General features: G+C 41.2%; 14 protein-coding genes. 8 read left to right on the forward strand and 6 right to left on the reverse strand.

What is annotated here, in order from left to right; genetic code table 11:
* Position 1: 1 nt before the first annotated feature.
* Entirely contained in the window at positions 2-1000 is a 999-nt protein-coding gene (glsA, locus tag A7968_RS12450) for a glutaminase A (RefSeq protein ID WP_064666907.1), read from the forward strand.
* 58 nt (positions 1001-1058) lie between these two features.
* Here the strand turns inward: glsA and A7968_RS12455 are convergent, their stop codons facing one another.
* A complete protein-coding gene (locus tag A7968_RS12455) occupies positions 1059-3221 on the reverse strand; it encodes a prolyl oligopeptidase family serine peptidase (RefSeq protein ID WP_064666908.1) in 2163 nt (720 codons plus the stop codon).
* A 150-nt stretch (positions 3222-3371) separates the two neighbouring features.
* Here A7968_RS12455 and A7968_RS12460 point away from each other — a divergent pair, with 150 nt between their 5' ends.
* The 7 genes from A7968_RS12460 to A7968_RS12490 all read left to right on the forward strand — a co-directional run bounded on the left by A7968_RS12460 (position 3372) and on the right by A7968_RS12490 (position 10861).
* On the forward strand, positions 3372-3683 hold the full coding sequence (locus tag A7968_RS12460) for an Mpo1-like protein (protein ID WP_064666909.1): 312 nt from the start codon (positions 3372-3374) through the stop codon (positions 3681-3683).
* A gap of 127 nt (positions 3684-3810) precedes the next feature.
* Positions 3811-5658: an ABC transporter ATP-binding protein gene (locus tag A7968_RS12465; protein WP_064666910.1), complete on the forward strand. Its 1848-nt coding sequence runs from the start codon at positions 3811-3813 to the stop codon at positions 5656-5658.
* A gap of 406 nt (positions 5659-6064) precedes the next feature.
* Complete coding sequence (mnmA, locus tag A7968_RS12470; RefSeq protein WP_064666911.1) at positions 6065-7165, forward strand: tRNA 2-thiouridine(34) synthase MnmA; 1101 nt, start codon at positions 6065-6067, stop codon at positions 7163-7165.
* The gene (gene hflD / locus A7968_RS12475; RefSeq protein ID WP_064666912.1) at positions 7165-7767 is read left to right on the forward strand and encodes a high frequency lysogenization protein HflD; all 603 of its coding nucleotides are present in this window, start codon (positions 7165-7167) and stop codon (positions 7765-7767) included. Before mnmA ends, hflD begins: the two co-directional genes overlap by 1 nt.
* A 32-nt stretch (positions 7768-7799) precedes the next feature.
* Positions 7800-9170: an adenylosuccinate lyase gene (purB, locus tag A7968_RS12480; protein ID WP_064666913.1), complete on the forward strand. Its 1371-nt coding sequence runs from the start codon at positions 7800-7802 to the stop codon at positions 9168-9170.
* A gap of 74 nt (positions 9171-9244) precedes the next feature.
* Positions 9245-10390, forward strand: a complete 1146-nt coding sequence (locus A7968_RS12485; RefSeq protein ID WP_064666914.1) for a ribosomal protein uL16 3-hydroxylase — start codon at positions 9245-9247, stop codon at positions 10388-10390.
* 12 nt (positions 10391-10402) lie between these two features.
* Positions 10403-10861 (forward strand): GNAT family N-acetyltransferase, encoded by a 459-nt coding sequence (locus A7968_RS12490; protein ID WP_064666915.1) that lies wholly within the window; start codon positions 10403-10405, stop codon positions 10859-10861.
* Positions 10862-10946: 85 nt separating this feature from the next.
* Here A7968_RS12490 and A7968_RS12495 read toward each other — a convergent pair whose 3' ends face one another.
* The 5 genes from A7968_RS12495 to A7968_RS12515 all read right to left on the reverse strand — a co-directional run bounded on the left by A7968_RS12495 (position 10947) and on the right by A7968_RS12515 (position 14133).
* On the reverse strand, positions 10947-11411 hold the full coding sequence (locus A7968_RS12495; protein WP_371850149.1) for a DUF4826 family protein: 465 nt from the start codon (positions 11409-11411) through the stop codon (positions 10947-10949).
* Positions 11412-11552: 141 nt separating this feature from the next.
* The gene (locus A7968_RS12500; RefSeq protein WP_064666916.1) at positions 11553-12344 is read right to left on the reverse strand and encodes an SDR family oxidoreductase; all 792 of its coding nucleotides are present in this window, start codon (positions 12342-12344) and stop codon (positions 11553-11555) included.
* A gap of 26 nt (positions 12345-12370) precedes the next feature.
* On the reverse strand, positions 12371-12874 hold the full coding sequence (locus tag A7968_RS12505; RefSeq protein ID WP_064666917.1) for an Mpo1 family 2-hydroxy fatty acid dioxygenase: 504 nt from the start codon (positions 12872-12874) through the stop codon (positions 12371-12373).
* Between the two features lie 83 nt (positions 12875-12957).
* Positions 12958-13377 carry a hypothetical protein gene (locus tag A7968_RS12510; RefSeq protein ID WP_064666918.1) on the reverse strand — a complete coding sequence of 140 codons (420 nt, stop codon included), beginning with the start codon at positions 13375-13377 and terminating at the stop codon, positions 12958-12960.
* A gap of 81 nt (positions 13378-13458) precedes the next feature.
* Positions 13459-14133, reverse strand: coding sequence for a Crp/Fnr family transcriptional regulator (locus A7968_RS12515; RefSeq protein WP_064666919.1), 675 nt, complete (start codon positions 14131-14133; stop codon positions 13459-13461).
* Between the last annotated feature and the right edge of the window lie 15 nt (positions 14134-14148).

Here is a 14148-nt window from a genome sequence, read left to right on the forward strand (position 1 = left end):
CATGACAAAAACATTGCAAGCCTGTTTGATAGCCCTGTCAGTAGTTTTAGTAACACCTAGTTATGCTAAAACCCCTCCTTCAGAGTCGCAATTTGAACAGGTTCTCAGTACAGCACATGCTTTATATAAAGATGTACAAGAAGGCGCAAATGCAGATTACATTCCTGCTCTAGCTAAGGTCGATTCCAACCTGTTTGGTATTGCCTTAGTAACGGCAAAAGGCAAAGTGTATAGCAAAGGTGATGTTGATACGGAGTTTTCAATTCAGTCAATTTCCAAAGTATTTACGCTCTCATTAGCAATGGAGCAGCAAGGCGCGGATGCTATCCAAGAAAAAATTGGCGTAAATGCAACAGGCCTGCCATTTAATTCAGTGACGGCGATCGAACTTAATCAAGCACGCGCAGTAAACCCTTTAGTTAACGCAGGTGCTATGGCGACTGTCAGCTTACTCGATGGCGATACAGATAAACAAAAATGGGAGTCAATTTCGCATTGGTATAATGATTTTGCAAATCGAAAGTTGACAGTGCTCGATGATATTTATCAGTCAGAATCAGCAAGCAACGGCCACAATCGTGCTATTGCTGAATTATTAAAATCATACGATCGTTTTTATGCTGACGTTGATTTAGCGCTTGATGTATACACTCGCCAGTGCTCTGTGGGAGTCACCACAAAAGATTTAGCAATGATGGCCTCGGTGCTGGCAAATGCAGGCGTACACCCTATCACGGGTAAAAAACTGATGGAGCCAGAGAATGTATCCCGTGTATTAGCGGTAATGACCACCGCGGGACTATATGAAACCAGCGGTGATTGGGCATATCAAGTGGGTCTGCCAGCAAAAAGTGGCGTTGGTGGTGGGATCATCGCAGTCGTACCAGGTAAATTCGCCATTGCGGTATTTTCACCAAAATTAGATAAAGCAGGTAACAGTGTGCGAGCACAACTTGCTATAGATTATATTGCTGAAAAAGCAGACGTAACAATCTTTTAAGCGATACAAACAACAATGCCGCAGTAATTATTGCTGCGGCATTTTTATTTATACTTATTTACAACGATTTAATACCCATGTTGTAAAGGGTAAAACCATAAATATCAGCATATTGATCAATGATTTTACTGGTTGGAGTACCCGCACCGTGACCTGCGTTTGTTTCTACGCGGATAAGGTACGGATTATTGCCTGCCCCTTTAGTTTGCAGTTCTGCAGCAAATTTATATGAGTGTGCTGGCACTACACGGTCATCATGATCACCCGTGGTGATCAAGGTCGCAGGGTATTTAACCCCAGCTTTCACATTATGAACTGGCGAATACCCTTTCAAGTACGCAAACATTTCTTTACTTTGCTCACTCGTACCGTAGTCATAAGCCCAGCCGGCTCCAGCTGTAAATGTATGATAACGCAGCATATCAAGCACACCAACAGCAGGGAGTGCGACTTTAAATAGTTCTGGGCGTTGAGTCATTACAGCACCCACTAATAAGCCACCATTTGAACCCCCTCGCACCGCTAAGTAATCACTTGACGTGTATTTTTCGGCATTTAAGTATTCAGCTGCGGCAATAAAATCATCAAATACATTTTGTTTTTTAAGCTGTGTACCTGCATCGTGCCACTTTTTACCATACTCGCCGCCACCACGAATATTAGCAACCGCATAAACGCCGCCTTGCTCCAACCACGCTGCAATTGTTGAGCTAAAGCTTGGTGTCATGCTGGCATTAAAGCCACCATAACCATATAAGATTGTTGGGTTTTTGCCATCTCGTTTTAAGTCTTTTTTATAAGAGATGATCATCGGCACCTTGGTACCATCTTTAGAGCTATAAAATACTTGCTCAGACGTGTACGCCTCTGAATCAAACTGCGCACCAGATTTACGATACACTTCAGAGTTCCCCGTGTTTACATCAAACGAATAGGTGTTACCCGGTGTGGTGTAATTGGCAAATGAATAATACAAAGTGGTACTTTCTTTTTTACCACTAAAGCCACGCGCAGTGCCCACATCTGGTAGGCTAATTTCACGCACTAACTTACCTGTTTTATCGTATTGTTGCACTTTAGAAATAGCATCGACCATGTACTTAGCAAAAAAGAAATCGCCACCTTTAGACATGCTTAATACATTGTCTGTTTCTGGGATCAAATCCTGCCACTGCGCAGCTGTTGGGTTTGCCGCATCTACCGTCACCACTTTTTTATTCGGTGCATTTAAGTTAGTAACTAAAAATAACGTGCTGCCATCGTTATCTAATAGATATGTGTCTGAGTTGGTATCACCAACAATCGTCACTAACTCACTATCAGGCTTGGTTAGGTCTTTAATAAACAGTTTATTACCTGAGGTAGACACGCTGGCTGATATTAATAAATAACGGTTATCACGGGTTACTGAGGCACCAATGTAACGGTGTTTTTGTTCATCCGTACCGCCAAAGATCAGCGCATCGGTAGATTGTGCTGTGCCTAACTTATGGTAAAACAGTTTATGTTGATCAGTCTTTGCAGAGAGTTCACTGCCTTTAGGCTTATCATAGCTTGAATAGTAAAAGCCATCGTTACCGACCCAAGACAAACCACTGAATTTTACATCAATTAATGCTGATTCAAGTTGCTCTTTAGTCTCGGTATTAATAATGATCACTTTACGCCAATCGCTGCCACCTTCAGAAATCTGATAAGCAGCCAATGAGCCATCTTCAGAGAACGTAAGACCCGACATTGAAGTCGTACCATCTGCACTGAATTTATTTGGGTCGAGGAATACCTCAGCTTCGCCTTCACCTTTTGTACGATAAAGTACATATTGATTTTGTAAGCCATCATTTTTATAGAAGTACGTGTAATCACCTTCAGTAAATGGCGCTGTTACTTTTTCATAGTTCATCAGCTTTTCAAGGCTGGCTTTTAATTTATCGCGATAAGGAATATTCTCAAGGTACGAGAAAGTCAGGTTATTTTGTGTTTTAACCCACTGTGCAGTATCGCTGCTCATGTCATCTTCTAACCAGCGATAAGGATCTGCAACCTGTTCATCAAAATATTGATCAACAACAGTCCCTTGTTTTGTTTCAGGATAAGTAATAGATTGAGTAACAGTCATGGTTGGTTTGGCATCTTTTTCCGCGGGCATTGATACTGATGGTGATTCAGTACAACCCCAAAGCGCAACTAAAACGGCGCAGCTAATGGCTTTTTTTAACATTGTTATGATCTTTGGTTTATTTGTTAGAACTCGCACGGTATAAATTTAACCTAAGCTTGTCTAGTAGTATGAGATCAAAGCGCCTATTATCTGTAAAGAATTGTAAAACCGTGTATTGTTCACCGTAGATGTCATCAAAAGGTAAGTAACATGAAGAGTACGCCTGAATTTACCAGTTTTAAACGCTTTTACCCTTACTACTTAAAAGAGCATAGAAATGTAACCTGTCGTCGCCTGCATTTTGTTGGCAGCTCCTTAGTACTGATAATCATTTTATACGCACTGTTTAACCAACAATTTATGTTATTGTGGTTGCTTCCCATTGTTGGCTATGGCTTTGCCTGGGTTGGCCATTACTTCTTCGAAAAGAACCGCCCCGCGACCTTTAAATACCCGTTTTATAGCTTGTGGGGTGACTGGGTGATGTTTAAAGACATGTTAGTCGGAAAGATTAAGTGGTAGTAAATCTGCTACCCTTTTTACAGCATTGCTTTGAAGTAATTATCGAGCAATAAGTCGATATCTAGTCCTGTTTTTGTCGCGCTTCAGTGATATAGTTAACACCATTTTCGCTATTCAAGATATTAAAATGTATCGATTATTTGAACGGATGATTAAGCCGTTTCCACAGCAACAACCTACTCAGCCTCCAGCAACGTTATTTGCGTTTTGCCGTCATTACACCAAGGGCATGGAAGTCTCGCTGTTCTTTATGTCGCTTAGCGCAGCATTACTAGCAATTTTAGAGGTGTCTTTATTTAGTTATATGGGTCAGCTTGTTGATTGGCTCAGTGCTTATACACCCGAAACATTATTTGTTGAGCAAAAATCTGAACTCATAAAAATGGCGCTTGTGCTGCTTGTTGTATTGCCGACGGTGGTATTTTTTCATTCAGCAGTACTACATCAAGCTTTATTGGGGAATTACCCAATGTCAATTCGCTGGCTTGCACACCGTTACCTGCTACGTCAAAGTGTCAGCTTTTACCAAAACGAATTTGCCGGACGGATTGCTACCAAAGTAATGCAAACCTCCCTTGCTGTTCGCGAAACGGTGATGAAATTACTCGATGTACTTATGTATATTGTGGTGTATTTTGGCGCGATGGTGTTTTTAGTTGCAGAAGCTGACTGGCGGTTAATGATCCCATTACTGGTGTGGTTAGCTTTGTATATTTTGATTCAAATGTACTACGTGCCTAAGCTCAAAAAAGTAGCCAGTTCACAGGCTGATGCCCGCTCTGAAATGACAGGTCGCATAGTTGACAGCTACACTAACATTTCCACTATTAAATTATTTTCTTACACACAACGTGAAGAGCAATACGCAAAAGACAGTATGGATGTGTTTTTACAACCTGTTTATAAGCAAATGCGCTTAGTGACTAGCTTGAATTTTGCTATTCAAACCCTTAACTACTTCTTGGTATTTAGCGTTGCAGCACTGTCATTGTATTTATGGACCCTCAGTGCTATTAGTGCTGGCGCAATCGCGATTGCCGTCAGCTTAGCGCTGCGCTTAAATGGCATGGCACAGTGGATCATGTGGGAAATTAGTGGCCTATTTGAAAACATTGGCACTGTTGCCGATGGTATGAAAACTCTATCAAACCCGATAGAAGTTGATGATCAACCCAATGCCGACACCTTGCAAGTCAGCGCAGGTGCTATTGAGTTTAAACAAGTACACTTCAATTATGGCAAAGCCGCCAATGAAACTCAGCGTGGCGCGGTGATCAATAGCTTAAACTTAAACATTAAAGCCGGTGAAAAAATAGGTTTAGTGGGTCGCTCTGGAGCTGGTAAATCAACGCTGGTTAATTTATTACTGCGTTTTTACGATGTAGATAGCGGCAGTATTAATATTGACGGTCAAGACATCTCAAAAGTGAGCCAAGAAAGCTTACGTAAGTACATTGCGATGGTCACCCAAGATACCTCTTTATTACACCGCTCGGTAAAAGAAAATATCTTATATGGCCGACCCGACGCCAGTGATGAAGAAATGTTGTGCGCGGCCAGACAAGCCAAAGCACTTGAATTTATCGCCGATCTTGAAGACAGTAAAGGTAATAAAGGCTTTGCCGCGCAAGTTGGCGAACGAGGTGTAAAACTCTCCGGCGGACAGCGCCAACGTATCGCCATTGCCCGCGTGCTGCTTAAAAATGCCCCAATCCTGATTTTAGATGAAGCAACCAGCGCGCTTGACTCTGAAGTCGAAGCAGCTATTCAAGCCAGCCTTGATGATTTAATGACAGGAAAAACTGTGATAGCGATTGCCCATCGACTCTCCACTATTGCGCAAATGGATAGGCTTATCGTGCTTGATGACGGTGGTATTGTAGAGCAAGGTAGCCATGACGAACTGCTGGCGAAAAATGGCATTTATGCCGCTTTATGGGCGCATCAAACCGGTGGTTTCATCGGTGTAGAATAACTTTTACCTAACCACAACACCTCGCTAAGTTGCAAAATCGAAACCCAGTATTTTGCAACTTAACCAGCTAAATTTTTCTGCACACTAAAAGCCAGCCAAGCTTCAAGCAGCATTGCAATTAAAATCGATTTAAACCTCTTTAAAACCAAACTGTTGTGCGTTTCTATGGCAATTACTCTCATTGTTGTTGCTTGTTAAAATGGGTTGCTATTGTTGCAAAGTAACGCCTTGATATTAAACCCGTGTTAAACGCTGGGTTCTGCACCTTGAGGTGGTTTGGGTATACTGCTATAATCGCGGCCTTTCATAGCCAGCGTAATTTTTCAGAGTGTTTTTTCTTTAGCTCTGTAATACGCGTAAACGCTAGTAGTTTAAATTACAGCAACCTGTATAAGCGAAATTATCCATGAGCGAAAATAGTCACATTAAAGTCATCGTTGGCATGTCCGGCGGTGTTGATTCTTCTGTATCAGCTTATTTATTAAAACAACAAGGCTATCAAGTTGAAGGCTTGTTTATGAAGAACTGGGAAGAAGACGATAATGATGAATATTGCGCCGCAGCTGATGATTTAAAAGATGCTCAAGCGGTCTGTGACAAGCTTGGTATTGAGCTGCACACAGTAAACTTTGCCGCAGAATATTGGGATAACGTGTTTGAGTATTTCCTTGCTGAGTACAAAGCAGGCCGTACACCGAATCCTGACATCATGTGTAATAAAGAAATTAAATTCAAAGCCTTTTTGGAATTTGCAGCCACCGCCCTTGATGCTGACTTTATTGCCACAGGGCATTATGTGCGTCGTGAATTACGCGATGACAAATATGTCATGTGCCGCGGCCTTGATGATAATAAAGATCAAAGCTACTTCTTGTACACATTAAGCCATGAACATATTGCACAAACACTTTTCCCGGTTGGTGATATAGCCAAACCAGAAGTGCGCCGCATTGCTGAAGAACAAGATTTAATTACTCACGATAAAAAAGACAGCACCGGTATTTGTTTTATCGGCGAGCGTAAATTTAAAGACTTTTTACAAAAATTCTTACCTGCACAACCGGGTGTTATTGAAGACACCGATGGCAATAATGTTGGTGAGCATGAAGGCTTGATGTATCACACATTAGGACAACGTAAAGGTTTACTCATTGGTGGCATGAAAGAAGGCTCTGGCGAACCGTGGTACGTGGTTGATAAAGATCTAGATCGCAACGTATTGGTTGTTGGTCAAGGTAAAGATCACGCCCGCCTATACAGCAATGGCTTAAATGCTAACCAATTACACTGGGTTGACCGTGCTGGGCCAAAAGGCACCACGCGCTGTACAGTAAAAACCCGTTATCGCCAAGAAGACATCAACTGTACCCTACTCGTTGGTGATGATGGTTTCGCAAGAGTGTTATTTGATGAGCCGCAAAAAGCCGTAACGCCTGGTCAATCGGCAGTATTTTATGCCAATGAAGTGTGTTTAGGTGGTGGTATTATTGACTCGGTGATCAAATAATGAATGAAAACCAAGTCATGGCACTTGCAGCCATGTGCCAAGTTGCCAAACAAGTACAAAAAATAGCGCAGTATGGCAGTAGTAATGACTACGAGTTAGAAAAACTGTTAAATAGCATTGTAGAAACATCGCCAGAAACACCAAGTGATGTTTATCAAGGCACTGAAAATCTTAGAGATGGCTACAAAAGTCTGCTTAATCAACTCAGTGCTGGTGAAAAGAAAGATGTTGAAATCGTCAAATACGTTGGCGGTTTAATGCAACTTGAACGCGCTTTAAGCGCCAAAGCAAGTAGCTTAGCAGAGCTTGGTAAAGGCATTGAGGATGTTAAACGACGTCTTGATCACTTTGCCATTACCGATGACACAGTGATAGCTGCCCTTGCCGATATTTATTCAAAGGTGCTTAGCCCCCTTGGGCACCGAATTCAGGTTTATGGCAAACCCGATTTATTAAAACAGCAATTAGTACAACACAAAATACGTGCATTATTATTAGCAGGTATTCGCAGTGCAGTATTATGGCGACAAATGGGCGGTAAACGCCGCCACTTTTTCTTTGCGAAAAGAAAAATCATCGCCATTGCTAAAAACCATATTTAATTATCGTTCAAAACTAAAATTTAGGAGTTATTATGGAGCTTTCAGCGTTAACAGCTATCTCTCCGGTGGATGGTCGCTACGGCAGCAAAACCACTGAACTACGCAGTATTTTCAGCGAATTTGGCTTGATCAAATACCGTGTAACAGTCGAAGTTCGTTGGTTACAAGCCCTTGCTGCAGCGGATGCGATCCAAGAAGTACCGGCATTTAGCGATGAAGCCAATGCTTTACTTAACGCGATTGTTGATAACTTCAGCGAAGCCGATGCGCAACGTGTAAAAGATATCGAACGTACTACTAACCACGACGTAAAAGCGGTTGAATACTTATTAAAAGAAAAAGTAGCAGATAACGCTGAGCTACATGCTATCAATGAGTTTATCCACTTCGCTTGTACATCAGAAGACATCAATAACCTATCTCATGGTTTAATGCTCACTGAAGCGCGCAATGAAGTGTTATTGCCTTACTGTGACCAATTACTTAGTGCAATTAAAGAAAAAGCCATTGAGTACAAAGCAGTACCAATGATGACGCGTACTCACGGTCAACCAGCAACACCATCAACTATGGGTAAAGAATTTGCCAACGTATATATGCGCTTAAAGCGTCAACGTGATCAAATCGCCCAAGTTGAAATGCTAGGTAAAATCAATGGCGCAGTTGGTAACTACAACGCTCACTTAAGCGCATACCCGGATTACGATTGGCATAACCATGCAGAACAATTTGTAACGAGCCTAGGGTTAACATTCAACCCATTCACGACACAAATTGAACCGCATGACTATATTGCAGAGCTATTTGATGCAATTGCACGTTTTAACACGATTTTATTAGATTTCGATCGTGATGCATGGGGCTACATTGCACTAAACCACTTTAAGCAAAAAACCATTGCTGGTGAAATTGGCTCATCAACTATGCCACATAAAGTTAACCCAATTGATTTTGAAAACTCAGAAGGTAACTTAGGCCTAGCGAATGCCATCTTTGGTCATTTAGCACAAAAACTACCTGTTTCTCGCTGGCAGCGCGACCTTACAGATTCAACAGTACTTCGTAACCTAGGTGTAGGCATGGGCTATGCGTTAATTGCATACCAATCAACACTTAAAGGTGTGAGCAAGTTAGAAGTAAATGAGCAACGTTTACTTGAAGAGCTTGATCAAAACTGGGAATTGCTCGCAGAGCCAATCCAAACCGTAATGCGTAAATACGGCATTGAAAAACCATACGAAAAGCTAAAAGATTTAACTCGTGGTAAACGTGTAAATCAAGAGATCATGGCTGACTTTATCGATGGTTTAGATTTACCAGAAGAAGCAAAAGTTGAAATGAAAAAACTAACACCGGCTAACTACATTGGTCGTGCAGTCGAGTTTATCGACAACCTAGTTTAAGCTTTTAGCTAAAATGTTTACAAAGCGAAAGGTAGCCCTTTCGCTTTTTTTATTCCTATCGAGTGGTGATCATCATGTATCAATTAACGATTAACAACCTTACAGAACAAGAATTTCTATCTGAATATTGGCAAAAAAAACCGCTATTGATCAAACAAGGTTTTGTAGATTTTGTCGACCCACTTGATGCAAATGAACTTGCAGGCCTTGCCATGGAAGAGAGTATTGAGTCGCGTATCATTACCAATCAGGATAATGATTGGCAAGCCTACCACGGACCATTTGAAGATTTTGACTTACTCAAAGAGCAGCACTCAACTCTATTAGTACAAGCTGTGGATCATTGGCATCCAGCTGCTGCCCAGCTACTTGAACCATTTCGCTTTATTCCTAACTGGCGAATTGATGATTTAATGATTAGTTTTTCAACTCCCGCAGGTGGTGTCGGCCCACATTTAGACCAATACGATGTGTTTATTATTCAAGGTGAAGGCAAGCGCCATTGGCGTGTCGGTATGCCGGATAGCAATTTAAAACAATTTGCACAAAATAAAAGTCTCTTACAAGTTGAGCAATTCCCTGCTGTTATTGATTGTATCCTTGAACCAGGTGACATTTTATATATCCCGCCAGGCTGTCCACACGAAGGTTACGCAGTAGAAAATGCGCTTAATTATTCAATTGGTTTTCGCGCGCCTAATCAGCGTGATTTACTTTCAAACTTCGCTGATCACATTATCGATAAAGAAGCTGGTAATAGTCGCTATCAAGATCCTGACATTATGCTACGTGAGTCTAAAGGTGAGATCCAAACTAGTGAAGCCGAAAATATTAAGCAATTAATGCAAGCAATGCTAAATGATGATGCTTTATTTAAAACATGGTTAGGTACAACACTCAGTCAGCCAAAACATGAAATGGATTTAATGCCACCTGAAGATTTATTTGATAGTGAACAAGTAGCTGAGCTATTAATGGATGATGAGATTATTTTTGAGCGTTTAGGTGGCACTCGTGCGTTATATCAAGTTTTTGAAAACGAAATACTTTTAAGCGTCAATGGCGAGAACTATCACCTTCTTGTTAGCGATCTTGCAGCGGTTAAATTACTCACCGATCACACCGAAGTGACAGCAGAGCAATTAAATAGTTCAAAAAATAGCTTAGTTTTTGTACAAACCTTTACTACACTTCTTAATGAGGGGATTTGGTTTTGCTAGGAGTGTGTTTTTATGGGCTATCATATCAACAAGGTCGAGTGGGAGTTAGGGAAGGAGTTATTACAACAGATCAGAGAGCGGGTCTTTGTATGTGAACTACATATTCCCAAACATATCGAATTTGATAATCTTGATCAGTGTGCTCATCATATTCTCGTAACTGACGATAGCCAAGTGGCTATCGCTACTGGCAGGCTATGCAGCGACGGCTTAATTGGCCGCATTGCTGTGCTGCCAGAACATCGTAATCGCTCTGTATATCGCTCACTTCTGACATATATTGTTAATCTGGCACAGCAGCAAGGCTGTGAATGTGTCAGCATTAATTGTATTTTAAATGAGGTAGAACGATTTAAACGCAATGGCTTTGAACAACAAGGCCATGTGTTTATGGAAGCAGGTATTCCGCGACTGCGTATGCAATGCCCAATAAATCGATTTAATACTAAACCATTTACGCTGGTGCATTAATTTGATCCATAAAGCGAACTAATTAAGCTGCAAAGTCAGCTAGTTAGTTCGCTTTAGTAAAACTAATTATTTCGAGCTAATAACGTTATTTAGCTTCGTTTTTCCACAACTCTTCTCTTTCGTACATCTCATAAAGACCATGTGCACGATTAATTAAAAGATTAGCAAAATCAACTTGCGTTTTATCACGCGCGCCGCCGCTGTGAATGATTTGATCAGCTTTTAACTGCCATTGCAGAGAAAAATAACGCAATGCATCACGGGCATTTTCAGCAACCGATGCTAGCGCATGATCCGTTGGTAGGCGACCGGTGATCACCCAATAGTTTTTTCCGTCTTGAGCTTTAAACTTCCACAAAGCACATAATGGGGCAATAAATCGGCTTTCTTTTTCTATTAAGCTTTTTGGCATCACGCCTTTTTCAGCTAAGTGCTTTTGCGCGTTTTGAAAACACTCACGCTGCCACATCACACTTTGCTGCTCAGCTTGAGCTTGCTCTTCTGGTGTTAGCGGTTTAGCTTGTTTTGATTCCACTTGTTCTTGTTCCATTACAATAGTTACTCTTTTACAACATTTTTTACACTTTAAGGGCATATAATTTATGGTGCAAGTAATAAAGGACGAAACTTCCTCGTTGGCCGTGTGTTTGTTTGCAATTCAGCCAATACCGACACAATAACCACAATAATTTTACCGATAGTTAGTTCTTGCCGTTAAACGGTTGAATAAACCTGGGAAAAAACGCTTTATCGTGGGTGCCCAGCCACTTAGCCCCTCACCGATTACAACTTCATCTTTTCCTTTGCCAATCGCACTAATCATTTGCTTAACGGCAAGCGTGACATCCATGCCATTTTCAATAGAGTGCTCAGCTTGATTTTGCGCCACACCATGGTCATTTAACGAGTTATGGGCTATGGCTGTTTTAATAGAACCAGGGCATACTGTTAAACAATGAATGTTTTTATCTGCCACTTCTGCGCGCAGGCAATCCATAAAGCCAACGACGGCGTATTTAGAACCTGAATAACCCGTTCTAAACTTAGAACCAACCTTCCCCGCTACACTGCTGATTGACACCACAGAGCCACTGCCTTGTGCAACCATGCTTGGTAATACCGCTTTTGTAAGTGCTATTAAACCAAAGTAATTGACTTCCATTAACTGGCGATACACTGCAAAATCATTTTCCAAAAACAAGCTGCGCTGTGATACACCGCTGTTATTGATTAAAATATCGACTTTACCAATGTCGTTGATGTGCTGAGTGACGTATTCAAGTACCTGCTCTGGTTGTGCTAAATCAAGAGGGATCACTTTATGTTGGCTACCGTTTAGTTCACTACACAACTGCTCAAGCTTAGCAACATTACGGGCTGATAAAATAACCCGCGCGCCCAACTGCGCAAACTGAATTGCTAACTCTTTGCCAATACCTGAGGATGCACCGGTGATCCACACTGTTTTATTATTAAAATTCATTAGTTACCTTTATTGATATTGGTTGTTTAAGGTTTAGTTGGCCCGGCAATTTCAGTCACTTCATGTTCGAGTGTTTTATAGAAGCCCAACATAAAAAGTAGCTCAACAAGCACAAACAAAGGTCCAATCACAAGGCCAACTATATCGTCAACAAACGCCGGTTTTTTGCCTTCATAATAATGGCCGATAAACTGTAATACCCAACCTAATACAAAAAGTCCCACACTTATCAGCAACCAATGACTAAAAGTGAGTTGCGCTATTGGTACTGCGGCAATAGAGAATAACACTAACAGCACGGCCATAATTAATCCCAATGACACACTGAGCATTAAGTAATAAACCACTGACGCGAATACCGCAATCTGCGCGCCATTAAGCGCAAACGCTCCGATTGGTATATAAATACGTGCAAGTAAACAAATAACTGCAAATACAATCAAGGGGATACCAAAAAAATGCGTTAGAACATTACGTTTTGAGCGGTGATATAAACCATAATTACCAAGTTGTTGTTGTAAGGTTTTCATCTTGTATTCTCGTTTTATTGGCTAATAAAACTACTGTAGCAAATAACAATAAAGTAACAATGTCTGATATCCGACATTTAAAGCTAAACTAATGCACTTATAATTTTTCCTTTGTCATGCTCGGGCGCTTTAGCTTGCAGCTCTCGGCCCTTTTGATACTCGTGCTCAAGCATCTTTTGCAAATTTTCCATTTGTTCAGACAGCGCGCTTGTATCACCGTCTTGATCGTGTATTTTCTTTGCTAACTCCTCTATAGCCGCCTTAAGTTCAGCTATTTTTTCTTTATCAACGCCTAATCGTTGATAAATAAGTGCTTCATTTGCCTGTTCGAGGAAATTTTTTTCATAGCTTGGGTTTTTAAGCGCAGTTACTGTATCAACTTGGCTAGTATTTGCCATATCCGGCAATTCAGTTGCCGCTTTTGGTGGCATCACTGTTTGTGTTTGATCAGGCGCACGATATGGCTGCGTACGGTACTGGTTATGAAAAGTAAGTAAGCTCATTGCCTCAATTCCATTGAAAAGATGGGTCACCTCCCATGCTTAGCAATTATGAAGCCAGTTAGGGACAAACGGATAAGAAATTTACTGCGTTAATGCCGCCAGCTTTGCTTTATCAATAATTTCGATGCGTTGATAATGCAAAGATACAATGCTTTTTTCGCTTAGCACTTGTAGAATTTGATTGATTGTTTGCCGAGTTAAGTAGGTCATATCTGCAAGTTGCTGCTGCGATAGCATCACAGTTTCGCGATCACCCGACCGCGAAGTAACAGCCATCACAAGCAGCCGTTTACAGACTTTTTGCTGTGCAGTTAATAGCGCATGATCTTCCAGTGATGTAAATAATAAACGCATTTTATGCGATAGCAGTACACCAAAGTCATGCCAATACACAGGTTTAAGGGTCAGTAATTGCAACAGTGAACGATGTGGTACATGCAGTAATCGGCTCGGTATTTGTGCATGTACATCATGAGTGCGCAGGCCACCATCAAATAAAGCCACTTCGCCAAACCAAATAGCAGAGTCAATAAAACTCAAAACTGCCTCTTTGCCATCGCTATTTGCGCCACTGACTCGCATTACCCCATTAAGTACAACGTATAAACCTGAGTTTTTATCACCACGTAAAAATAACGCTTCACCAGCATCAAGTTGTATAACCTTTGCATGTTGCAATAACGACTGCTGAAATTCATCACAGCGACTACTAAACCAATTTCCTTGGTTAATTATCGCACGGTCCTGTTCATTCATATCGGTTTACTCTAC

This window comes from Pseudoalteromonas prydzensis (assembly GCF_001661495.1).
Classification (GTDB): domain Bacteria; phylum Pseudomonadota; class Gammaproteobacteria; order Enterobacterales; family Alteromonadaceae; genus Pseudoalteromonas; species Pseudoalteromonas prydzensis.